A 23,966-nucleotide genomic window follows, 5' to 3' on the forward strand; every position below is an offset into this window, starting at 1 on the left:
GAATGGAACACATTGTTTATGTGGTTGATGACGATGACACAGTCAGACAGTCCGTTGTCAGGCTGCTGGAATCCGCGGATATACACGCCCTTGGCTTTTCCTCAGCAGAAGCCTTTCTCAGCCATCCCTTTGAGGATCTGCCCTCCTGCGTGATCCTCGATATGCAGATGCCCACGATAACCGGGTTTGATGTCGCAGATGCGCTGAAAGCCAGCGGGCGGGAAATACCGATCATCTTTCTTACCGGTCACGGCACCATCCCTATGTCCGTCCGGGCGATCAAAGGCGGGGCCTATGAATTTCTCACTAAGCCCGTTGAATCCAGCGCGCTCATTGGCTCCATCGAATCCGCGCTCAGGCTGGCACAGCACAACGCCGCCCGCGTCAAAGAGCACTACGCCCTGAAACAGCGCCACATGTCCCTCACGCCGCGCGAGCACGAAGTGCTTGAGCTGGCCATCAGCGGCAAGCTCAACAAGCAGATCGCCGCCGAGCTGGGCGTCAGTGAGATTACGGTGAAAGTGCACCGCCGCCGGGTGATGGAGAAAATGCAGGTCCGCTCCGTGGCCGAGCTGGTCAGGGCCGTCGAGCGCCTGACCAAACATCAGCCAGCGGAATAACCGTTACTCCTCCTGTCCGGCAAGCGGCAACGCGAAGGTAAACACCGTGCCGTACGGCTCTCTGCGGCGCGCGCTCAGTTTCCCCCGGTGCCGTTCAATGATGCTGGCGCTGATGGTCAGCCCCATCCCCATTCCCTGCGCTTTGGTCGAATAGAACGAGTCAAAGATCCGCTCGGTGAGCGCCGGCTCAATGCCGCTGCCGGTATCGGCGATCTCGAAGATCACCTTTCCCTCGGCGCAGTTCGCGGTGGAGATCGTGATGCTGCACGGGCGATCCGTCACTTCCGCCATCGCTTCCATCGCATTCATCACCAGGTTAAGCAGCACCTGCTGGATCTGCACGCTGTCACCGATGATAAAGCTGTCGTGAGCGTTCAGGAGATAATCAACGCTTATGTGTCGCAGCTCAAGTTCGCTGCGGGAAAGCATAATGATGTGGTGGATCAGGAAGTGCAGATCGATTCGCGTAAACGTGGGGTCCTGTTTGCGCGTCAGAGACTGAATGCTGCGGATGATCTCCCCTGCTCGCTCGCCCTCGGCGGCGATCTCCTCCAGCCCCTCGCGCACCTTGTCCAGCCGCGCCGGATCGCGGTTGAGCCAGCGCAGGCTCGCGCCGGCGTTCGAGACAATCGACATCAGCGGCTGATTGATCTCGTGCGCGATCGAGGAGGTCAGTTGCCCGACGGTAGTGGCTCGTGAGACTCGCGCCAGATCCGCCTGCGCCACCCGCATCGCATCCTCTGCCGCTCGCTGGCTGGTGATGTCGGTAATGATGCCGTAATACTCATTCACCTCGCTGCCGACGCCCACCGGATCGCCAATCCCGAGGATGTAGCGAACGGAGCCGTCGGTGCGGATGATACGAAACTCCGCGCGCATCGAAAGCCCGTCACGCACGCTCTGATTAACGAGAGTGCTGATCCGCCCATAATCGTCCTCATGCACGAAGGTCAAAAACTCCGCCATTGAGATCATCTTTTGCTGCTCTGGCAGGCCAAGGATACGGGCGTACTCTTCGGACATAAACATCAGATCCTGCACTAGCTCCCAGCGCCAGCTGCCGGTATGGCTGATCTGCTCGCCCAGCATCAGCGAGGTCTGGCTGGCGCGCAGCTCTTTCTCCACCCGTCGGCGCTGGATGTTTTCCGCCAGCAGCTCGGCGTAGAGCCGCGCCGTCTCCAGCGAAACCGCCGCCTGCGCGCCCAGCAGGCTGACCACGCGCGAATGTTCGGCGGTAAACACTTCCGGCATCAGGCGGTTTTCCAGATACAGAACCCCCACCAGCCGCGCCTGTTTGAACATCGGCACGCACATCACGGCGGCGCCGGACGTCACCAGATACGGATCCTGGCTGAACGGGTGGAACTCCTCCGGTTTGCCGGTGCGGATCTCCTGCCCGGTGCGGATCACCGCGGCCAGCACCGACAGCGGCATGTCCGTCGCCATCGGTGACGCTTTCAGGATGCGCACCCGCACGCCGTCGGTACTGGTCCAGGCGCTGGCTTCAATCTCCGGGATGTGATTATCGCTGACGCGCAGCAGCAGGCCACGCTGCGCCCCGGCCCGTTCAAGCAGCAGCGTCATCAGGTTTTCGATTAAACGTTCAAGGTTGATCTCTTCGGACAAGGCGCGTGAGGCTTTGATGACGCTCTGTAAATCGCGGATCACCTCGTTCTGGGCAAACGCCGCCGTGTCATACGCGCGGCTCTGCCCGGAGGCCAGCAGATGCGGGAAATCCTGCTCCAGCTGGCGCACCTTGGCCTGCGCCCCGGCGCGCCCCCAGGCGGCAATCGCGCCGCGGAAATGGGCGTCGGAGGCGGTCGGGTAGCCGCAGGCCAGCGAGAAACGCCCTGCCAGCTCGTGCGCCAGGGCATTGATCGGGTTAAACCCGCCCTCCCGCGAGAGCCGCACCGCTTTTTCATACTGCTCCAGCGCGATGCTGTTCATGCCGTCCAGACGGACGATTTCGGCATAAATCAGCGCCTCTTTATCGGCAAACGTGCCCGGATTGATCCGCGCCCAGAGGGCAATTTTGTCGTAATGGTGATGAATACTGCGGCGATAATCCGCCGAAAAGGTTTCCGGGGTGAGCTGGCGGGAGAGCGCCAGCGCGCTGTAAAAATGGTAATCCAGCAGATGAATATGACCCGGCGCGGACCACGCATACCAGCCCGCCATTTCTAAATCCGCTTGTGCGTCGGCGTATTCGCCGCAGGAAAAGTGCGCCATCCCGCGATAGAGCCAGTACCAGAAGAGCATGGTCGAGGTCTGCTCGGGCGCCTGCTCCGGCGGCGCGGGCAGCAGATCGTCAGGCAGCGCCTGGGCGGCACTCCATGTGCCCGTCACTGGCGTGCGTAAAAACTCCACGTAGCGGCGCTGAATGTGCAGAACGGTTTCAATGTCCTGAAAATCCGTTTTGCGCACAAAGGCCAGACCGCGATCGATGCTGGTCAGCACGCCATCCAGATGATCCCCCCGGGAGAGGAAGTTAATGATCTGATGACAGGCCGCGAAGCAGGCCATCGTCATGTCGCCGTGGGTCACCGCTGAGGTAAAGCAGGCCTTGGCGCACTCGATAGTGTACGACAGCGGCTGGGTCCAGACGCTGAGCTGGTCGAGCGGCAGCAGGGTTTTGGCTTCATAGGCATCATAGCCGTGGCGGTTCACCAGCTCACGAGCCAGCGTGCCGTACTCAAACCCGAGACGGTATTCGGCGTAGCGGTGGCCAATCAGCACGCCAAACCAGGCCATCGCCGTGGTGGAGGCGCCGGTGATGCCGTGATCGAGCGTGAGGTGCATCATCCGGCACAGGAGTAAAAAGTGCAGGCGCGGGCAGGTAAAGCTGGCGAAAATACTGGCGCTGTAAAGCAGGTTCATCACCGCTTCGGTCTCTGCGTTCTCCATCAGCTTAAGCTGAGAAAACGGGTTCTGCGGCGCGTCGGCGGTGCGTTGACAGAACTGCTGCCAGGCCTCGTCACATTCGGCGTTTTCCGGGTAGCGGCTGATCTGGATCCCGAACACGCCCAGCCAGCATAACGACGCCTCCAGCGCCAGGCGGATCTCCGACTGGCGCATATAAACTTCCGCCAGCAGGTTGGCGGCCAGCGCTTTCTCCGTCAGCCCGCCCGGTGAACCGAGGATCGCATCGCACAGCGCACGCGTGCGCTCCAGGTGTCCGAGCGCAAACTCACAGCCCGCCTCTTCGATATCCAGCATAAAGTCCGAGACCGGGCCCGCATTCCCCAGCGCTCTGGCGGTCTGGATGTAGCTTAAGGCGGAAAGGTAATCGCCGGTACGCTTCGCACGCCGCGCGGCCTGAAGGCTCAGCTCCCGGAATCGCTGCCGCTGGGGTGCAGGCTGGATGCAGTCCAGCGCGGCGCTGACGTGGTGAACCGCGCGGAACAGCAGTTCGTTGCCCGCCGTCTGCCGCGCGGCATCCGCCAGCAGGCTGGCGGTGGTCAGGTGCAGATGGCTTTTCTCGCCCTCATCCAGCAGCGCAAAGGCGGCTTCCTGCACCCGATCGTGGGTAAAAGCGTACTCTTTCTCCGTCAGCACAATCAGTTGAGCAGTAACCGCCGGATGAAGCGCATAGCGGATTTCCGCCGCCGACCGCCCCACCACGCGGCACAGCATCTCCAGCTCGCCCGTGCAGCCGAGGCAGGCGATGCTGCCCAGCAGGCGGCGCGTCTCGTCGGGCATCTCCTCCAGCTGTTCAAGCACCAGCGTCACCACGTTCTCGGTGTAGTGCCGGGCGCGGATGGCCTGGAGATCGTAATGCCATTTCCCCTGATATTTGTTGTGCACCACCAGTCCGTCATCGACGATGCGGCGGAAAAATTCCTGCACGAACAGCGGGTTGCCGCCGGTTTTTTCATGGATCAGCGTGGCAAGATCGGCGGTGCCGGTACTGCGGGCATGAAAAATCTCCCCGAGCCAGCGCGCCACGGCCTTCACCGACAGCGGCTGCGGCACGATCGTCGTGGCATGCTGCGCCGCCTCCGGCAGGCTCGCCAGCGCGGTCTGCAAGGTGGGATCAGAAAGCGAACTGAGATCGCGGTGCGCCACCACCACCAGCAGCGGGATGGCGCCGCACGCGCGCAGCAGGTGATCGAGCGTTTGCAGGCTGGCGGCGTCGATCCACTGCACATCATCCAGCAGCAGCACCAGCGGTGCGCCCTGGGTGGCGAAGGTTTTCACCAGCGCCAGCACCATATGGCTGAAGCGCGCCCGCGCGTCGATGGAAAAGGTATCCGCAGAGAAACGCGGTTTGTTCTCAAGGAGTAAATTCAGCTCCGGCACCAGGCTGACGGCCAGCTCCTCGAAGCCTTCCAGCGCGCGCGACAGACGGATTTTCCACGTCGCTACCTCCCCGGCTGGCAGCCCGAGCAGGTGCAGCGTGAGCGTCCGAAACGCCGAACTCAGCACGCCGTAGGGCAGCGTGGGAGAATATTGATCGACCTTGCCCACCGCCAGCAGCACCTTGCGCTGTTGCAGCGATTTCAGCGTGGTGGCGATCACGGAAGATTTGCCGATCCCCGAAGGCCCCCCAATCGTCACCAGTTCCGGCGCACCGCTCTGGCTGACCCGCTCAAACGCGGCGATGACGTCGCTGGCCTGCGGATGCGCAGAGAAAAGCGAATCAGCAAGATGGATCGCCGGAGAGCGATCCTGTTGACCGGGAATAAAGTCGACGATCTCACCTTCGGCGGTCAGCGTCGCCTGGCAGCGCCTGAGGTCGGCAATCAGCCCGTCGACGGTCTGATAACGATTCTCCGGGTTCTTCTCCAGCAGCTTAAGGATAATGGTCGACAGCATGCCGGGTACGTCCGGGCGCACCCGACCCGGCGCAAGAGGCTCAGAGGCAATGTGGTAATGCGCCCAGTTGGTCTGGTCATCAGCGCTCAGTTCAAACGGCAATCGCCCGGTCAGAAGTTCATAAAGCACGATCCCCAGACTGTAGAGATCGCTCCGGCTGTCAACGGCGCGCCGGGTACGCGTGGTGTGTTCAGGTGACATATAGGCGGGCGTGCCGCCAGACGCGGCAAGCCGGGACTGGGAGAACGCGTCGGAGGTGCAGCAGGAAAGACCGAAGCTGCACAGACGGCAGGTGGCGTCGTGATGAACGAAGATCGCCCCGGGTTTGATATCGCCGTGGATCAGGTTGTGCAGATGCATCTGGCGCAGGGGACCGCAGATGCGGATCGCCATTTCGATAAAGCGGGCGATCCCGGAGATCGCCTTACCTGCCCGGCACGCCAGCAGTTCAAAGCAGAACGGCGCGTAGACCAGCGCAAAACGTCCTCGGTACTGGGTTGAAGCGACGGGCCGGATAGCCCAGCCGTCATGAAGCCGATCGCGCAGGGCAAACTCGTTTTTCAACAGCCGCGTGGCCCGCTCCTCTTCTTCATCGCTGACCGCGGTGGCAATAATAAACGAACCGCCGGACTGGGGATGCCGCCCGTTCATCCAGGCGATGCCGCCCTCCTGCGCCAGCACGGTAAAAATGACATCCTCTTTCAGAACAAAAGCCCGCCCTTCATGGAGACTTCCCCGGGCGGGCCAAAATGCAGGCGACGTATGTTCGTTCATCCGCGATCCTTATTGTCGGCGGGTCAGCTCCCGCTGAATATGATCCAGCAGAATATCGATGTTAATCGGCTTACGCAAAAATGCAGCGGCGCCCAGACTGAGTGCATACCGCTGCATATTTTCATCAGCATGGCCGGAGATAAACAGTACTGGCGGTGGCGGCGTGGCCAGCAACCGCAGCTTCTCAAACAGCTCGATGCCGTTCATGCCGCGCAGCTTGATGTCGGTGATCACCAGCGACGCGCCGGACAGGGCGAGAGGGTGGCTCAAAAACACCTCTGCCGAATCGAAGGTATCGGTAGCATACCCTTCCGATTGCAGCAGGTTACTGAGCCCGCTGCGAACAGAGCGTTCGTCATCAATGATGGCAATGCGCCACGGCAGCGTCATGCTGTCTTTCCTCAAACAAATCGTTACGCGTCGCGGCTTTCCTTCGCGGGCGCTGGGGGCGCGGTACCGCTGATCTTCGGTACGCATTCATGACGAAACCAGGCCAGGGTCAGCGGTTCGCGGCTCACCAGACGCCGTCCGATGGGGATCAGCTGTTCCCCCACCAGCATGCCGAACAGGCCAATCAGCGCGACGACCGGCGGCGCCGGGGAATGCACGTCGAGCAGGGCGTAAAGTACCCCAGCCGCGACCCCGCACACCAGCGAAATAATCCATGCCTTCATGATGACGCTCCGGTCAGGTGCTGAACGTGGGGAACCGTCACCTGCACGCCCGCGGGATTGTCGCGGGATAAAAGATGACGCATTGCCTGTTCCCCTGCCAGCATCCCCAGCAGGCCAATCAGCGCCAGCGCGGGCGGCGCGGGGGAACGCACCTTCAGCACGGCATACATGAGGCCAATCAACACGCCTGCCGCGAGGGATATCAACCCTGTACTCATTGTGAACTCCAGAGAAAAAGGCAGCGGCGAGCCGGATGAGGGACCAGCCCGCCAGCGGAACTTAGCGAGCCGGAACCGGCGCTAAGGTGCGGTGCTCGCTCTTCTGACGAGACGGCGCTTTGTGCACCATGGTGTAGGCGTAATCCACACCCATTCCGTAGGCGCCGGAGTGCTCGCGCACGATATCCATCACCGCGGTGTAGGTCTCTTTGCGCGCCCAGTCACGCTGCCACTCCAGCATCACCTGCTGCCAGGTCACCGGGATCACGCCCGCCTGGATCATGCGCTGCATCGCGAAGTCGTGGGCTTCTTTGGAGGTGCCGCCGGAGGCGTCTGCCACCATATAAATTTCGTAGTCGCCTTCCAGCATCGCGCACAGGGCAAAGCTGTTATTACACACTTCGGTCCACAGGCCCGCGACAACCACCTTCTTCTTGCCGTTGGCCTTCAGCGCGTCGCGCACCTTCTGGTCGTCCCAGGAGTTCATGGAGGTACGCTCCAGGATGTCCTGGCCCGGGAACACGTCCAGCAGCTCCGGATAGGTATTGCCGGAGAAGCTTTCGGTCTCAACGGTGGTGATGATGGTTGGGATGTTGAACACCTTAGCCGCTTTCGCCAGCGCCACGGTGTTGTTTTTCAGCACCTGGCGGTCAATAGACTGCACGCCGAACGCCATCTGCGGCTGGTGGTCAATGAAGATGATCTGACAGTTGGCAGGGGTTAAGACTTCGAGCTTAGAAGTGGTCATAAGAGTATCCAGTGAGGTTAAAGGTTAAAATCGCCGCGAACAGCACGCCGATAAAATCGCGTTCATCCTATGACCCACACCGCCGTGGTGTAATTATCTCTTCGTATAGTTAACCTTAGGTATAGTTATACTTTGGTATACCTATCCTATTGTATAACTGGATCTTTGCCGAAACCGGTTCCCATAATCCTGACCATTCCCCTCTGAGTCTGGAGCTATTATGGTTACCCTCGGTAAAGCCGATCTCATTCTGGTTAACGGCCAGTTTCACACCGTCGATCGCGAGAATCCTGTCGCGGAAGCCGTTGCCGTGCGCGACGGGAAATTTCTGGAAGTGGGTACCGTCGCCGAGGTGATGCAACACCACTGCGACGGCACTAAGGTGGTGGACTTAAAAGGCCACACCGCCATCCCCGGCCTGAACGACTCGCACCTGCACCTGATCCGCGGCGGGCTGAACTACAACCTCGAGCTGCGCTGGGAAGGCGTGCCGTCGCTCGCCGACGCCCTGCGGATGCTGAAAGAGCAGGCCCTGCGCACGCCGTCGCCCCAGTGGGTGCGCGTGGTGGGCGGCTGGAGCGAGTTCCAGTTCGCCGAGCGCCGCATGCCGACCCTCGACGAAATTAACGACGCCGCGCCGGATACGCCGGTCTTCATCCTCCACCTGTACGACCGCGCCCTGCTCAACCGCGCCGCGCTGAAGGTGGTCGGCTACACCAAAGACACGCCGAATCCGCCGGGCGGGGAGATCCAGCGCGACGCCAACGGCAACCCGACCGGGATGCTGATTGCCCGTCCGAACGCCATGATTTTGTACGCCACGCTGGCGAAAGGGCCGAAGCTGCCGCTGGAGCAGCAGGTCAACTCCACGCGCCAGTTCATGCGCGAGCTGAACCGTCTGGGGCTGACCAGCGCCATCGACGCAGGCGGCGGCTTCCAGAACTACCCGGAAGATTACGAGGTGATTGCCGAGCTGCACGAGAAAAAGCAGATGACCATCCGCATCGCCTACAACCTGTTTACCCAGCGTCCGGGCCACGAGCTGGAAGACTTTGAAAAATGGACCGACATGCTTACGCCGGGCCAGGGCAGCGACTTCTTCCGCCACAACGGCGCGGGCGAGATGCTGGTTTTCTCCGCCGCCGATTTTGAAGACTTCCTCGAGCCGCGTCCGGACCTCGCGCCGGGTATGGAAGACGAACTGGAGCGCGTGGTGCGCCATCTGGTGGAGCACCGCTGGCCGTTCCGCCTGCACGCCACTTACAACGAATCCATCAGCCGCATGCTGGACGTGTTCGAGAAGGTGAACCGTGACATTCCGTTCAACGGGCTGCACTGGTTCTTCGACCACGCCGAAACCGTGTCGCAGGCCAACATTGACCGCATCAAAGCACTCGGCGGCGGCATTGCCGTCCAGCACCGCATGGCCTTCCAGGGCGAGTACTTTGCCGAGCGCTACGGCATCGAAGCCACCCGCCACACGCCGCCGGTGGCGAAAATGCTCGAGACCGGCGTGCCGGTGGGCCTGGGAACGGACGCTACCCGCGTGGCGAGCTACAACCCGTGGACCGCGCTCTACTGGCTGGTCTCCGGCCGCACCGTTGGCGGGATGCAGATGTACGATCACAGCGCCCGTCTGGATCGCGATACCGCCCTGATGCTCTGGACCCAGGGCAGCGCGTGGTTCTCCAGCGAGCAGAATCAGAAGGGGCAGATCAAAGCGGGGCAGCTCGCGGATCTGGCGGTGCTCAGCAAAGATTACTTCCGCGTGCCGGAGGAGGAGATCAAGGGCATCGAGTCCGTTCTCACCGTGGTGAACGGCGATATCGTCTATGCCGCAGGCGCTTTTGGCCCGCTCGCGCCGCCCGCCATTCCGGTCCTGCCCGAGTGGTCCCCGGTGGTGAAGGTGCCGGGCCACTACCGCAGCGCGCCGCCGCAGGCCGCACGCGTGGGTATGCGTGTGGCTCACCACTGTAGCGGCCCGTGCGGGGTTCACAGCCACCAGCATGATTTCGCCCGTACGTCAGCGATGCCGGTATCCGACGATAACGCTTTCTGGGGGGCGCTGGGTTGCAGCTGCTTTGCATTCTGATGAAACAAAATGACGTTTCGCCCCGGATCGATCCGGGGCTGTTCTTTCTGCGCCTGACCGGCAGTCTGCTGCTGCTTTACGTGCACGGCCTGCCGAAGGTGCTGCACTTCAGCGAAGAGCTGACGCGCATCGAAGATCCGTTTGGTTTCGGGCCGTATGCCAGTCTGATCCCGGCGATCGTCGCCGAGGTGATCTGCCCGCTGTTTATCATTGCGGGGGTTTACACCCGCCTGGCGTGCCTGCCGATTATCGCCGTGCTGCTGGTGGCGATGCTGGCGGTCCACCCGAACTGGTCGATTGCCGAGGGGCAGTTTGGCTGGCTGCTGCTGATTATCTTCACCACCCTCGCCCTTACCGGGCCGGGCCAGTGGCGAGTGCAGCGTAAAACGACGGAGGGGTTCGCATGACCCAGGTTAACAACGTTCGCGACGCACACGTCGAGACGACGCCCGCGGTTTCACCCTGGCAGCCGCTGAGCCAGCCGGTGTTCCGCATGCTGTGGATCGCCACGGTGGTCTCTAACGTCGGCTCATGGATGAGCGACGTCGGTATCAACTGGAGCATGCTGACGCTCAGCGCCGATCCGCTGGATATCGCGCTGGTGCAGGCGGCGAGCAGCCTGCCGATGTTCCTTTTCGCCCTACCGTCCGGGGTGATGGCGGACATCGTTGACCGACGTAAATACCTGCTCTTCTCTCAGCTGTGGATGTTCATTGCCGCCGCCGGGCTGACGCTGCTCTCTTTTACCGGACACGTCACCCCCACCGTTCTGCTGGCGGCGACGTTTCTGCTGAGCGTGGGTGCGGCCATGAGTTCGCCGCCGTTTCAGGCGATTGTCCCTGACCTGGTGAGCAAGCCCGAGCTGGGTTCCGCCGTGGCGCTTAACTCGCTCGGGGTCAATATCAGCCGGGCAATTGGCCCTGCGCTGGGCGGTTTTCTGCTGTCGCTTGCCGGACCGTGGATGGTGTTTGCCCTGAACGCCCTGTCCGTGATGGGCGTGGCGTGGGTGCTGTGGCGCTGGCGTCCGGCACCGTCCGTGCAGCGTTTGCCACCGGAGCACTTCTTCTCTGCGGTACGCTCCGGGATTCGCTACGTGCACGCCGCGCCGGTGCTGCGCAACGTGCTGGTGCGCACCGTGGCCTTTTTTGTTTTCGGCAGCGCGGGCTGGGCATTGCTGCCGCTGGTGGCGCGCCGCGAGCTGGGCTTAGGCCCGGCGGGCTACGGCGTGATGCTGGCGTGTATCGGCCTTGGCGCCATTGCCGGGGCGATCCTGCTGCCACGACTGCGCCAGCGGCTGAACGCCGATCGGCTGATGGTGACCGCCAGCCTGACGTTTGCGATCACCATGCTGGCGCTGGCATTTGTACGTCACTTTTGGCTGCTAAACTTGTTTGAGTTCTTTACCGGCTTCGCGTGGATTGCGGTGCTCTCCACCCTCAACCTTGGCGCACAGCGCAGCGCCGCACGCTGGGTAAAAGCCCGGGCGCTGGCGGTGTATCTGACGGTCTTTTTCGGTTCGATGACCGCAGGCAGCGCTGTCTGGGGCCAGATCGCCTCGCAGTTCGGCACTCCGGCTTCGCTGGTGGTCGCCACGCTGGGGATGGTGCTGGCGAGCATGACGGTGTTCCGCTGGAAGCTGGAGAAAGATCCGGATTTAAATCTCGACCTGAGCGGGCAGCCGCTGGACGGGGTGGAGATTGAACTCCCGAACGAGCGTGGCCCGGTGCTGGTCTCGCATGAGTACATCATCGACCCGCAGAACGCGAAAGCGTTTTTGCAGGCCGTGCACGAGCTACGCCGGGTGCGCCGCCGCGCCGGGGCGATGAGCTGGGCGGTGTACGAAGATATTGAACGTCCGGGTCTGTTTATCGAAACCTTCCTGATGGGTTCCTGGATTGAGCATCTGCGCCAGCAGGAACGCCACACCATGAATGACCTCCTGTTGCAGAGCCGCGTTCTGGCTTTTCATCAGGGCACAACATCACTGGCAATTCGTTATCTGGTCGCGCCGGTCTGAACATAACAATCACCTGTAGAGGAACACACTATGGCAACGTTTAAGGCAAAAGATGGTACGCAGATTTATTACAAAGACTGCGGCGCGGGCAAACCGGTTCTTTTCAGCCACGGCTGGCCGCTGGATGGGGATATGTGGGACAGCCAGCTGAACTTCCTGGCCGAGCGCGGCTACCGCACCATCGCCTTTGACCGTCGCGGGTTTGGGCGTTCGGATCAGCCGTGGAACGGCTATGACTACGATACCTTTGCATCCGACATTAACGACCTGATCACCACGCTGGATCTGCGCGATGTGACGCTGGTGGGCTTCTCCATGGGCGGCGGCGACGTGACGCGCTACATCAACAACTACGGCAGCGAACGCGTGGCCGGTCTTGCCCTGCTGGGCGCGGTAACGCCCATTTTCGGCAAATCCGATAGCTACCCGGAAGGGGTCGATCAGAGCGTGTTCAGCGGGATTCGCGACGGACTGCGTAAAGATCGCGCCCAGTTCATCAGCGACTTCGCCACCCCGTTCTACGGCACCAACGCCGGGCAGACCGTTTCTGCCGGTGCCCTGACGCAGACGCTGAACATCGCCCTGCTGGCGTCCCTGAAGGGCACCATCGACTGTGTAACCGCCTTCGCCGAAACCGACTTCCGCCCGGATATGGCGAAAATCGACGTGCCGACGCTGGTGATCCACGGCAGCAACGACCAGGTCGTGCCGTTTGAAACGACCGGCAAGCTGGCGGCAGAGATGATCAAAAACGCCACGCTGAAAGTGTACGACAACGCGCCGCACGGCTTCGCGCTGACCCACTAGGACCAGCTCAACGAAGATCTGCTGGCGTTTGTGAAGTCGCTGTAACATCGTCCAGGGGCATGTTGATTCGGCATGCCCTTATAGATCACTGTTTTAGGTAGTTATTCACTCAGGCTTGCAATCCCGTAAAATTCATTCGCCAGGTTACTGAAGCCTGTAATTTTACTGGAGAGCATATGGACGCAGTTGAGCAAGACGTCAGATTCGAATGGGCAGACTTTTATCAGGCTTTTGCCTCTCAGCTACTGACCTGGCGAAATCGAAGAAAGGAGTTGGTGGCGGGTATTCACCGCATTGCTGCTGAGATTGGTAGTATGTCACACCTACAGGACAAGCCCGCTAATGGCGTCCCCCATCCTTTGAAAGACATTTGTCCTTTCACCACTATGGGCTTGTTTAATCGCTCGCTTACCGTTACCAACCGAAGAAATATCGCAGCCAGCCTGGCAAAACTGATAGGCGTACGCGAAAAGGTTCCTGAATCGTTCGACGGTATTCCGCTACTGAACAATCAGAAATCTTGGTTCTTTGGCTATGAGAAATCACGTAAGCCTGAAGACATCGATACGCTGTGGGAAATGTTTTCTCAGGCAATCTCCTTCGCCGACACCCCAAACGCCGATCCCGCTGACTTCCTCTTTTCTTATGACGCCGCATCTAACGTGCGCAATGTGGGCTGGAACCTGACAATGGGATTGTACTGGCTACGCCCCTGGTTCTACCCTACGCTGGATAGCCAGTCTCAGTACTACATCCAGAAAGTCCTGAACATTAAAATCATTAAAAAAGGTGCCAAAGGGCGCTGTAGCGGACACAACTATCAGACCGTAGCCCTGGCGCTCAAAAAGGCTTTTACCCAGCCAAACTATCCGGTTCACTCCTTCCCTGAACTCTCTCTGGCGGCATGGAATATCGATTTGCAACAGTCAAATGATGAAGTCGAGCGGCTGACATGGAAAGCGTATTTGCTCAATAAGATCAAGGTGCTGTGCCTACGAAAAGACAGCCCCTTTTTCTCTTTGAGGGAGTTAAAAGAGGCCTATCTGGATGAGATTAAGGCGGATTATCCCAATAACAATACTATTGAATCATCCATTTCATATTATCTGCAAAAACTACGTGACGATGATGAACTGGAGTTTCAGACCCCCGGCAATTATGAATACCTCAACTTCGATAAAGGTGAATTGCAGAGCATCACCGAGGAAACGGTTGAAGAGAACGTGCCCGCGGAAATCCCCCACAAGCCTTACACGATAAGCAATTTGATCGATGAGGGCTGCTTTTTAGAAGAGGAAAAAATCCAATTCATCCTTCAGCGGTTACAGGCCAAAAAAAACCTGATCCTTCAGGGCCCGCCGGGAACCGGTAAAACCTGGCTTGCGCGCCGTCTGGCGTATTGTCTGATGGGCGAGGAAACCTCTAAGCGCATCAGCGCGGTGCAGTTCCACCCTACCCTCTCCTACGAAGACTTTATTCGAGGCTGGCGTCCTAACAATGAAGGACGTTTAGCACTGGTAGACGGGCCTTTTCTCCATGCAATCGACAAAGCAGTAAACGATCCGACAACTAAGTACGTGGTCATTATTGAGGAGATTAACCGGGGCAATCCTGCGCAAATTTTTGGCGAAACTCTGACGCTGATGGAGGCGGATAAACGTACGCCGAACGAGGCGCTTGAGCTCTCATATCGATCTGATATGGATGAAAAAACCTACATTCCTGAAAACCTGTATATCATCGGGACGATGAATATCGCTGACCGCTCGCTTGCCCTGCTAGACCTGGCATTACGGCGCCGCTTTGCGTTTATTGATCTAAAGCCCGAGTTTAACGACGCGTGGAAAAAATGGGTTAACCAACGGTTTAATGTGAGCCTGGAAACATTAGCCTTTATTGAATCCAAATTCACCGCGTTAAATGAAAAATTGTCCAGGGATGCGGCCCTGGGACCTCAATTTTGTATCGGGCATAGCTATGTTACCCCACCTGCGGGGTTGAAAATTGACGACGGGATGGCCTGGTACGAGCAGATTGTCGAAACCGAAATCTGCCCTTTACTTGCCGAATACTGGTTTGATGCGCCGGAGAAAGTCCAGGATTCCAGAAAGGAACTTCTCAGCGTATGACCGATCTTGCTGAACGTGACGATACGCAGGCTCGGGCAGCTGTATCGCGTATTCCTTTGCGGAATATCTGGCTATTGATGCTGTACGCCTCCAGCCTGTTTCGCCACCACGGGCGCAGCATGGTTGCCGCTGAAAACAACCCGGAGGAGATCCCGGCGCTGGTGGCCAGGATCCTGCTTCACGAAGTGGAGCAGCGGCTGTTAAGGCATTTAAGTATGGGATACCAAACTCGCCGCGCCACGCTTAACAGGGTAAGGGGACGCATTGATGTTCTGCGCACAACCAGTCGACAATTGCTTGAGCGGGCACAGGTAGCCTGCCAGTTTCAGGAAATGACGCTGGACACACCACGAAATCGCTATGTTCGCTCTGCGTTAGAGCACCTTGTTCCGCTGCTCAGCAACGGCCCGCTGGCTGCGCAATGTCGCGCAATGGCAATCAATTTGCGTCGTCGTGGTATTGAGGGGGGTATGCCCAGTAAAGGTGAACTGCCGTCAATCACACGTTTTGGCCGCCACGATGCGGCGGATAAAGCCATGGTCGATGCCGCGAAGCTGGCATTTGAATTATGGCTACCAACCCAAACTGCGGGGCAAAAACTGTTGCCAACGCCGTCTGATGACCCTTACTGGATGCGCAAGCTGTTCGAGAAAAGTATGGCGGGTTTCTATCACTTCCATCTTCCCAAAAAAGACTGGACAGTCGCTGCCGGAAAAGAGTTGAAATGGGGATTAACGTCTCAAAGTGCAGGGAGCGAAAGTATTTTCCCAACCATGAACTCGGACATTATTCTTGAGCACAAGCAACCTGCACAGCGCGTCATCATCGACACCAAATTCAATAACATTCTGACTAAAGGCTGGTATCGCGATAAGAGCTTGCGCAGCGGTTATATCTACCAGATTTATACCTATCTGCGAACGCAGGAGAACCGAACAGATCCATTATCTCTCCGTTCAGCTGGATTATTACTTCATCCAGCCGTCGATGTAATGCTCTACGAATTCGTTGAGGTACAGGGGCATAAAATCCACTTTGCCACCGTAGATTTAGCAGCAGATGCCGCCACAATGACTCAGCAATTATTGAAATTAGCGCGTGATTGCTGTGGGATAACTGACGTGAATTAAGTTCTGAAGTGGACGCCTGCATGACAGGCGCCCATTTCTCTTAGTTCGCCGGAGCCGGACGCTCCAGCCGCTCATTCTCTGCACGGCTATTTTCTACATGATGCCGACGCTCCGCCAGCAGCCGACAAATCTCCGCATGCTTCTCTTCGGTAAAGGTAAAGCGCGACATAAACCCCATTCGGATCAGCGAGCCTATCGCCGGTAACAAACAAATGCCGAAGAACAGCCCCGCCAGCACGCTATCGCTCTGGGCCTGCGCCTGCGGCACGTAGCCAATCATCGTCAGAAACACGCCGATTAACCCGCCGCCTACCGCCACCGACATCTTGCCGGTGAAGGTCTGCCCGGAGAAAGTGATCGCCGCGCAGCGCTTGTTAGTGTGGTACTCCGCGTACTCGATGGTGTCGGCAATCATCGACGAGGTGAGGATGTTGGTCATCATCACGAACAGCGTGCTCAGGCCAAGCAGAATGAACAGCATCGTCACCTGCTGATAACCGACAAACCACATCACCACGCGCACCGCCACGTCCAGCCCGCAGAGGATCATAAACAGCTTCCGCTTCTGCATCCGGCGCGTCAGCATCGGGGCGACCAGGCACAGCACCGCCGCCACAATGCCCATCACGCCAATCGCCATTTGCAGGCTGCCGTCGCCCATATTGTTGATAAAGAAGTAGATATAAAGACCGCCCGCCACGTTATGGAACACGCAGAAAAAGAACGACAGCAGGACGATAAACAGCGGCTTGTTCTGGCGCAGGTTGTGGAAGGTGTCGCGCATCGTCACCTTTTCCGGGCTCGGCGGCACGCGCTCTTTGATCTGCATAAAGCCGTTGAGCATCAGTGGCAGGCCCACCAGCATCATCACCAGCGCCGCCATAAAGTAGCCTTTATCGTTGCTGTACTGGGCAAAGAACGCCGCCAGCTTCGGGAAGAAGATGCTGGCGCAGGCAATCCCGGCGTTCACCCCGAGCATCGCCGCCGTTACCGCGCGGGTGCGCTGCCCGGAGTCGTTGGTCATCACCGACGACATCGACCAGAACGGGATATCGGAGATGGCGTACAGCGTCCCCCACAGGATATACGTCACCCCGGCGTAGAGGATTTTGGTGGTCATGTCCGCTTCGATTTTATAGAACGCCAGCAGGGTGACGCCGGTGATCAGCAGCGGCGCAATCAGTAAAAAGTGGCGAAACTTTCCGAACCGGCTGTTAATGGTGTCCATAATGCTGGCAAACAGCGGATCGTGAACCGCATCCCACGCACGGGCAATCAGGAAGATGGTGCTTGCCGCCAGCGCCGAGATCCCCAGCACGTCGGTGTAAAAATAGTTAATAAACGAACCCACTAAACCAAAGCTAAAACACTGACCTAAACCATAGCCAAAGTAAGACCACAACTCGCGAGACGGTATCTTCATTGTCATTGCCATAGTGCGTACCTGGTTGCCCGGCGACAGCGCGCCGGGTCATTATTATTAGCCCTGCGGATCCGGGGCGATTTTGCGCAGCTTCTTCATCAGCGCGATTTCAGCGCGTGAGAACGGGATACCGTTCTCCTCAAACACGTCGTGGAACCACAGGCGGCAGTAGTCCGTGGACTCCTTCATCACTACCGGCCACGGCAGCCAGGTCTGGGTTTTACCGCGCACCAGCCCCCACTGATACGGCGCGACCTTCGCCATGTACATCAGCGGGAGCTGCTCTTCGATGGTGCCGCCCACGTGACGCGCCAGCCATTCGGTGCAGAAGATTGGGCGGCCCAGCGCCTGAAGCTGCTGGATAATCGCCGTCATGCGCCCGGTATTGGTATAGGCGTGATAGCTCACCACATCTGACAGCGCCAGCGCGGTCTGGTCCAGCGGGTGCTGGTAAAACGTCTCGCCCTCTTCTTCCGCCGGCAGACGCCACGCGCAGATGGTGAGCGGCTGGGTCGGGTCTTCCTCACGCACCCAGCGGAACGCCTGCTTCATCAACTCGTGCGCGCAGGTTTCCAGCTTCTCGTCGTACAACACCTCCTCCGTGCCGGTCGCGAAAATGCCGCGGTTGCCCGGCTCGTTATACAGATCCCAGAGCAATACGCGCTTATCCTCGCGAAACTGGCGCACAACGTCGCGGATATAGCGCTCAATCTGTGGCCAGCAGTCGCGATCGCACACCTTATCGCGTCCCGGGCTCGCTGCCGCCTGGCTGTTGTGCTTGCCCGGTACGGGCGGCTTTTGCGGGCCGAGGTACGGCTCGTCGCCGGAGAACCCGCAGTCGTCCATCAGGGTCAGCATGGTGCTGAACCCATGACCGTCGGCAATCGTCAAAAAGCGGTCGATGCGCGCCATCAGCCCGTCGCGGTCGTGCTCCCAGACGATGAACGGCAGGTTGATGCGCAGGGTGTTATAGCCCGCGTCCGCCGCCCAGCCCAGCTCGCGTTCGATGGTGTCGGCATCGAACGTTTCCTCCTGCCAGATATCGGTCCAGTTCACCGCCGTCGACGGCAGATAGTTAAACCCGCACAGCCAGCCTTTTTGCTGATACCACACCTGTGCCTGCTCCCTGCTCCACTGCTCTTTCATTACGCATCCTCTTACTGATAATATTTAGCTAATAAATATTAGTTGCAGGATAAATGCGCAAATCGCGGCGCTCAAAAAAGCGACGCCTCTCACAAAGTTCACGCTTCGATGGATGAGAAACGTGATCGACGGCGCGGAAGCGCGCGGTTAGGGTATGATGCAAATTCGCGAAAGGGAGAGGACGGATGAAGCGAAAAACAAAAGTGACGATGAACGATATTGCGCGGGCGGCGGGGGTGTCGCAGGCGACGGTATCGCTGGTGCTTAACCAGTCCCGCAACATCAAGCTCAGCGACGACACCCGTCAGCGGGTGATCAACGTCGCCACCGAACTCGGCTATGACCGCCTCCCCGCCGTTCACGCTCCGCGCAACCAGGAGGAGATCGCCCTGCTGGTCAGCTCGTTGCAGAGCTTCGACCCGTTTATCGACGCCATCAGCCAGGCGCGGGAAGCGGCGTGGCGCAACGAGACCCTGCTCACCGTCTACGACTACGGCGACGACGTGGAGCTGGCCCTGAACATCATCCGCCAGCTGGACAAGCGCAACTGCATCGGGATTATCCTTGCCTCTCCGGTCACGAACGTCGTCGATATGACGGCATTCCAGGACTGCACCCGCATCCCGCTGGTGCTGCTCAACCAGCGCGACCCCGGCTCGCCGCTGCTACCGTCGTTTATTCCGGACGACTATGCCAACGCTTTCCAGGTCACTAAACACCTCATCGCCTGCGGCGCCAGCCGTATCGCCCACATCACCGGCGAGAGCTGGATGGAGGCCTCGCGCCAGCGTCTGGCGGGCTACCAGGCGGCGTTACAGCAGGCTGGACTCGCGTGCGACGACGGCCTGGTGCGCCAGACCAACTGGCAGTTCAGCGAGTCCTTTACCGCGACGGCTTCCCTGCTGGAACTGGCCGAGCGCCCGGACGCCATCTTCTGCGCCAGCGACTGGCTGGCGATTGGCTGCTATCAGGCGCTGGCGGTGAACGGCGTGCGCATTCCGCAGGACATGCTGCTGGCGGGCTACGACGACCAGAAGATTTCCGAGCAGCTCACCCCGCCGCTGACCAGCATCCAGTTGCCTTACAGCGAGCTGGGACGGCTGGCGGTGGAGTACCTGTGCAATCAGGAAGATGCCGCCACGCACGTGACGCTGGCGGGCAGGCTGAAGGTACGCGCCTCAAGCAGCGGCGCCTGAGCCGCTTTACCCCTGCGTTGTTGCATGATAGGTTAATTCGATGAACACACGCTCCGCCGCACTCACCATTAAACGCTGGTGGCTGCCTTCTTAAAGGCGGCCCGGAGTTGTTTTCCCCATTTTCAGAGAGCCGCCGAAAGGCGGCTTTCACACATCCAGGACCCCTTTCGGCAATTGCACATTAAGGAGTCTTTATGAACGCACCAACCATCCTCACCGGCGATCGTCCAACCGGCCCGCTGCACCTCGGCCACTTCGTCGGATCGCTGCGCCAGCGCGTGGCGCTTCAGCACACGCACAACCAGTTTGTGCTGATTGCTGACCTTCAGGGGCTGACCGACAACGGCAGCAACCCGCAAAAAATTCGCGACAACATCCCCGAAGTGCTGGCCGACTACCTCGCCGCGGGCATCGACCCGAACCTGACCACAATCTGCCTGCAATCCGCCCTGCCCGCCCTTGCCGAGCTGACGATGCTGTATATGAACATCGTCACCGTCGCCCGCGTGGAGCGTAACCCGACGGTGAAAAACGAGATTACGCAGAAGGGCTTCGCCCGCTCGCTGCCGGTCGGGTTTATGGCCTACCCCATCAGCCAGGCGGCGGACATCACCGCGTTTAAGGCCGAGTGCGTGCCCGTCGGCGACGACCAGCTGCCAATGATTGAGCAGACCAACGAGATTGTGCACAAGATGAACAGCCTGCTGCCTGCCCCGGTGCTGCGCCACTGCAAGGCGATGCTGAGCGACACTAGCCGCCTGCCCGGCATCGACGGCAGCGCCAAGATGTCGAAATCACTGGGCAACACGCTGCACCTTTCGGCCAGCGAAGAGACGATTCACCGTGCGGTCAGCGCGATGTACACCGACCCAAACCACCTGAAGGTGAGCGACCCGGGGCAGATTGAGGGGAATGTGGTGTTTACGTACCTCGACGCGTTTCATCCGGACAAGGAGAAAGTGGCGGCGATGAAAGCGCACTATCAGGCGGGCGGGCTGGGTGACCGGGTATGTAAGAACGAGCTGGAGGGGTGTTTGCAGGAGCTGATTGCGCCGATGCGGGAGCGGAGGGCGATGTATATGCGGGATAAGGGGGAGCTGATGGCGATGCTGAAGCGCGGGACGGAACGGGCGCAGGGGGTGACGCAGGCGACGCTGCGGGAGGTGAAGGTTGGGTTGGGGGTGCCGGTGTTTTAAAACGCAGCTTAAATAATAATCCCGGCGCAGGGCCGGGATTAATATCAGGCGTTACGCTTAATCACAGGAATATCGCCGGTGTCATTTAACGCGCCCGGAAATGTTTTTAACCATTGTGCGACTTTCTTTTTATTAATATTCACCACGCTCATACCTTCCAGGCATCCCCATAATTCTCTTGTATGCTGGGGCGTAATTACAATGCAGTCTTTCATCGCGCGGATTTTTACGGGCATGCCGTTGATAAAACCTGCGCGGGTTAACCAGTCTCCGCCCAGTAGAAGGTATCTCATGTCTATGCGTGCATACAGTTCGCAGCAGGCGGCGCTGTCCTGCTGCGTTTCCGCGCGAGGATGAATGGGTGCCGCGTTGGGCTGGTTGCCGTGCAGACGGCGGGCGCTGTTTTTGCGCACCAGCTCGCGGTTTTCAATCATGCCGGTGAAAGCGTCTGATTCTGTTTTGCAAACAGTAAACTCTGGCTTAAAATTCGTCGCAGCCATATACAACTCCTATCAAGTTGGTTGTGGTTAGCGGTATGGGGGTGTTGCAGCACCTTCATATCGCGAATTCTTCGTTAAATATTCTTTGATACTTCCTTTGCCGTTCGGCGTAATTTCTGATGCTCATTATACAGGGCTGAATATAAATACAGCGGTTTTGTGCGGGGTAAATCTGGAATTTGCGAGGGGGATTCAGGAAATAGGGTTGGGTGCGGTAAGGTCATGTTTTTGTTGATTACGGGTTGATTGGTCCGGGTTTTGCGAGCATCATCGCAATTATTTACCTTCTTCCGTAACGCGATGGCTTCCAGCAAAACTCTCGAGCAGGCAATTGCCAACATCACTATCTGGCGCAAAGGCGAACAGCGTGCGCCACATAAGCCTTTATTGCTTCTGTACGTGCTGGCGAACTATCAGCAGGGGCATGCGCGACTGTTTGATTACGGTACGGAAGTACGCGATCAGTTGCACAGCCTGTTGGAACGTTTTGGACCACAGCGTGCACAGCACCGTCCTGATATGCCGTTCTGGCGTTTACAAGGTGATGGCTTTTGGGAACTACAAAATGCGGAGCGCTGTTCCACATCAGGTTCCAGCAAACAACCTCCTGCGGGAGAGCTAGTTGAACATCATGTTGCAGGCGGTTTTGACGAGCAGCATTACTCTCGTTTGATCAACAGTAAGAACCTGATCAACTCTATAGCTCAGCAAATCCTCGAAGCACACTTTACCGAAAGCATCCAGGAAGAACTCGCCGACGAGTTGGGATTCGATCTCCTGCAAATTCGCAAACAGCGCGATCCCTTATTTCGACAGCAGGTATTGCGAGCCTATAACTATCAGTGCGCCGTTTGCGGTTTCAATATGCGACATGATAATACCTCTGTCGCACTTGAAGCCGCTCATATCAAATGGAAGCAATTTGGAGGGCCATGTGAGATCGCGAATGGCTTAGCTCTCTGCTCAATCCATCATAAAGCCTTTGATAAAGGCTCTCTTGGAGTGGATGAAAACATGCGCGTTCAAATATCTTCCGCTGTAAATGGCAACAGTGTTGTATCCAGATTCTTTTGGGACTTCGCAGGAGCTCAAATTCACCTCCCACTACATAAAGAAAATTTTCCGCAAGCTAACTATATTGAGTGGCATATACGCGAAATTTTCAGAAAGTAACTTATTCATTTTAATGGTGATAAACATGGCATTCCCGAGTTATAAAGAGATTGAAATTCCCTTACTTTTAAATATTTATAACCGAGGGGGAGAAGTTAGTTCTTCCTCATGTTATGAACCGTTGGGGAGGGAGTTCGGCCTTACCGATGAAGAAATGAGCATATTGCTTCCTGATGATAGCAACCGTCCCCAATGGAACAACATGGTCCAATGGGCGCGAAAAAAGCTTGTTGATTACAAGTATCTTCATAATGCCAAAGAATCAGGCCTTGGCATCTGGAAACTCACTCATGAGGGCATCAAAAAAGCAGAATCGCTTTCTTCCAAGTTAGATATCGATTATCCAGATGATGTCCCGGAAACCTTTTATGAAGGGGCCGTAAAACAGATCAAAGTTAACAAGTACGAACGGAGCAAAACAGCAAGAGACAAATGTATAGACCACTACGGCTGCCATTGCACCGTGTGCAATATGGACTTTGAGAAAACATATGGTGAAACCGGCAAGGACTATATCCACGTCCACCATATCACCCCTCTCTCTGAGATTGGAGAGCGCTACAAACTCGATCCTGTAAATGATCTTCGCCCTGTCTGTCCCAATTGCCATGCAATGATCCACAGGCAAAAACCCTCACTTACTATTGAGGAATTGAAGGTCTTGATGACCAAAGCACAAAAAGAAAATGAATCGGCACAGAGCAAGTTAACTCAGTAATTCATCACTTTGGTCAGCTCAACTTCACCCGTAGCGGCGTTAAAGTACAGATAGAAAATGTCCCCGTTTACCTGATCGGGTTTTGACCAGATTTCCTTTTCGCCGAGGCGACGCTTTTCCTTCGTGTATCCCACCGTTTCGAGATACGTACGCAATGGTGCAGCACCGGTATCTCCTTGCTATTTGAAGGGGCATAACCATCACCGGGATGCGCCTCGAAATAGTAATCGTCCGTTACACGCGGGGCGTTTTCAATATCCTTGCCAGTCAGCGTGTGGTAATGCAAAAAGTCATTTTCAGTGTAATTTGTCGTTTCATCCAAACCGATGCCACGAGCCAGACAAACAGCCATCCGAGGATAAAGACTGTGGCGACCGAGAGTGCACACCACTTCAGGACTTTTGAAAGTATTTTCATAGCTTAGCCCCCATGAATGAGAACGATGCTCCATCGTTTGTAATAGATAATTTTCAAGGGAAGGGCTGTTGAGTAAACTCGGAGAAAAGTGTTTAAGGAAACAAAACAAACACAGGATCCTTGTACAAGTGTTCTGCCACTCTGAAGTAATTAACTATATAATTCATTAGGAT

20 protein-coding genes are annotated in these 23,966 nt (G+C 57.8%); 11 read left to right on the forward strand and 9 right to left on the reverse strand.

Annotated features, from left to right (window positions below):
* Positions 1–2: 2 nt before the first annotated feature.
* On the forward strand, positions 3–620 hold the full coding sequence (locus ACNQ0W_RS21155) for a response regulator transcription factor (RefSeq protein WP_047052558.1): 618 nt from the start codon (positions 3–5) through the stop codon (positions 618–620).
* Positions 621–623: 3 nt separating this feature from the next.
* Here ACNQ0W_RS21155 and ACNQ0W_RS21160 read toward each other — a convergent pair whose 3' ends face one another.
* The 5 genes from ACNQ0W_RS21160 to ACNQ0W_RS21180 form a co-directional block, all read right to left on the reverse strand.
* Complete coding sequence (locus ACNQ0W_RS21160) at positions 624–6,209, reverse strand: trifunctional serine/threonine-protein kinase/ATP-binding protein/sensor histidine kinase (RefSeq protein WP_062932425.1); 5,586 nt, start codon at positions 6,207–6,209, stop codon at positions 624–626.
* A 9-nt stretch (positions 6,210–6,218) separates the two neighbouring features.
* A complete protein-coding gene (locus tag ACNQ0W_RS21165) occupies positions 6,219–6,599 on the reverse strand; it encodes a response regulator transcription factor (protein WP_047056636.1) in 381 nt (126 codons plus the stop codon).
* Between the two features lie 23 nt (positions 6,600–6,622).
* The gene (locus ACNQ0W_RS21170) at positions 6,623–6,883 is read right to left on the reverse strand and encodes a XapX domain-containing protein (protein ID WP_116330065.1); all 261 of its coding nucleotides are present in this window, start codon (positions 6,881–6,883) and stop codon (positions 6,623–6,625) included.
* Positions 6,880–7,101: a DUF1427 family protein gene (locus tag ACNQ0W_RS21175; protein WP_022646923.1), complete on the reverse strand. Its 222-nt coding sequence runs from the start codon at positions 7,099–7,101 to the stop codon at positions 6,880–6,882. Before ACNQ0W_RS21175 ends, ACNQ0W_RS21170 begins: the two co-directional genes overlap by 4 nt.
* A gap of 61 nt (positions 7,102–7,162) precedes the next feature.
* A complete protein-coding gene (locus tag ACNQ0W_RS21180) occupies positions 7,163–7,849 on the reverse strand; it encodes a hydrolase (RefSeq protein ID WP_003863053.1) in 687 nt (228 codons plus the stop codon).
* Positions 7,850–8,069: 220 nt separating this feature from the next.
* Here ACNQ0W_RS21180 and ACNQ0W_RS21185 point away from each other — a divergent pair, with 220 nt between their 5' ends.
* From ACNQ0W_RS21185 to mcrC, 6 genes are all read left to right on the forward strand, one after another.
* Positions 8,070–9,941 (forward strand): amidohydrolase, encoded by a 1,872-nt coding sequence (locus ACNQ0W_RS21185; protein WP_032647123.1) that lies wholly within the window; start codon positions 8,070–8,072, stop codon positions 9,939–9,941.
* Positions 9,941–10,348, forward strand: coding sequence for a DoxX family protein (locus tag ACNQ0W_RS21190; RefSeq protein WP_062932426.1), 408 nt, complete (start codon positions 9,941–9,943; stop codon positions 10,346–10,348). The genes ACNQ0W_RS21185 and ACNQ0W_RS21190 overlap by 1 nt, the downstream gene beginning before the upstream one ends.
* Entirely contained in the window at positions 10,345–11,958 is a 1,614-nt protein-coding gene (locus tag ACNQ0W_RS21195) for an MFS transporter (RefSeq protein ID WP_062932427.1), read from the forward strand. The genes ACNQ0W_RS21190 and ACNQ0W_RS21195 overlap by 4 nt, the downstream gene beginning before the upstream one ends.
* A 30-nt stretch (positions 11,959–11,988) precedes the next feature.
* Positions 11,989–12,765, forward strand: a complete 777-nt coding sequence (locus ACNQ0W_RS21200) for an alpha/beta fold hydrolase (RefSeq protein ID WP_116330064.1) — start codon at positions 11,989–11,991, stop codon at positions 12,763–12,765.
* A 176-nt stretch (positions 12,766–12,941) separates the two neighbouring features.
* On the forward strand, positions 12,942–14,894 hold the full coding sequence (locus ACNQ0W_RS21205; protein WP_047052566.1) for an AAA family ATPase: 1,953 nt from the start codon (positions 12,942–12,944) through the stop codon (positions 14,892–14,894).
* Positions 14,891–16,024: a 5-methylcytosine-specific restriction endonuclease system specificity protein McrC gene (mcrC, locus tag ACNQ0W_RS21210; RefSeq protein WP_047052567.1), complete on the forward strand. Its 1,134-nt coding sequence runs from the start codon at positions 14,891–14,893 to the stop codon at positions 16,022–16,024. Before ACNQ0W_RS21205 ends, mcrC begins: the two co-directional genes overlap by 4 nt.
* Before the next feature lie 40 nt (positions 16,025–16,064).
* On the opposite strand, the gene ACNQ0W_RS21215 is transcribed toward mcrC, so the two are convergent.
* Both ACNQ0W_RS21215 and ACNQ0W_RS21220 read right to left on the reverse strand, forming a co-directional pair.
* The gene (locus ACNQ0W_RS21215) at positions 16,065–17,459 is read right to left on the reverse strand and encodes an MFS transporter (protein WP_062932429.1); all 1,395 of its coding nucleotides are present in this window, start codon (positions 17,457–17,459) and stop codon (positions 16,065–16,067) included.
* Positions 17,460–17,504: 45 nt separating this feature from the next.
* Positions 17,505–18,593, reverse strand: a complete 1,089-nt coding sequence (locus ACNQ0W_RS21220; RefSeq protein WP_062932430.1) for a cellulase family glycosylhydrolase — start codon at positions 18,591–18,593, stop codon at positions 17,505–17,507.
* A gap of 185 nt (positions 18,594–18,778) precedes the next feature.
* Between ACNQ0W_RS21220 and ACNQ0W_RS21225 the strand changes: the two genes are divergently transcribed.
* Positions 18,779–19,789 (forward strand): LacI family DNA-binding transcriptional regulator, encoded by a 1,011-nt coding sequence (locus ACNQ0W_RS21225; protein ID WP_062939335.1) that lies wholly within the window; start codon positions 18,779–18,781, stop codon positions 19,787–19,789.
* A gap of 194 nt (positions 19,790–19,983) precedes the next feature.
* Entirely contained in the window at positions 19,984–20,985 is a 1,002-nt protein-coding gene (gene trpS, locus ACNQ0W_RS21230; protein WP_062932431.1) for a tryptophan--tRNA ligase, read from the forward strand.
* A 44-nt stretch (positions 20,986–21,029) separates the two neighbouring features.
* Here the strand turns inward: trpS and ACNQ0W_RS21235 are convergent, their stop codons facing one another.
* A complete protein-coding gene (locus tag ACNQ0W_RS21235) occupies positions 21,030–21,485 on the reverse strand; it encodes a SymE family type I addiction module toxin (RefSeq protein ID WP_074135672.1) in 456 nt (151 codons plus the stop codon).
* A 300-nt stretch (positions 21,486–21,785) separates the two neighbouring features.
* Here ACNQ0W_RS21235 and ACNQ0W_RS21240 point away from each other — a divergent pair, with 300 nt between their 5' ends.
* Both ACNQ0W_RS21240 and ACNQ0W_RS21245 read left to right on the forward strand, forming a co-directional pair.
* The gene (locus tag ACNQ0W_RS21240; RefSeq protein WP_062932432.1) at positions 21,786–22,658 is read left to right on the forward strand and encodes a phosphorothioated DNA-binding restriction endonuclease; all 873 of its coding nucleotides are present in this window, start codon (positions 21,786–21,788) and stop codon (positions 22,656–22,658) included.
* 25 nt (positions 22,659–22,683) lie between these two features.
* Positions 22,684–23,376, forward strand: a complete 693-nt coding sequence (locus tag ACNQ0W_RS21245) for a winged helix-turn-helix domain-containing protein (RefSeq protein ID WP_235143916.1) — start codon at positions 22,684–22,686, stop codon at positions 23,374–23,376.
* A gap of 67 nt (positions 23,377–23,443) precedes the next feature.
* On the opposite strand, the gene ACNQ0W_RS21250 is transcribed toward ACNQ0W_RS21245, so the two are convergent.
* Positions 23,444–23,902: a hypothetical protein gene (locus tag ACNQ0W_RS21250; RefSeq protein WP_235143915.1), complete on the reverse strand. Its 459-nt coding sequence runs from the start codon at positions 23,900–23,902 to the stop codon at positions 23,444–23,446.
* Positions 23,903–23,966: the final 64 nt, after the last annotated feature.

It is taken from the genome of Enterobacter cloacae complex sp. 6730903 (genome assembly GCF_048283985.1).
GTDB classification, from domain to species: Bacteria; Pseudomonadota; Gammaproteobacteria; order Enterobacterales; family Enterobacteriaceae; genus Enterobacter; species Enterobacter hormaechei_C.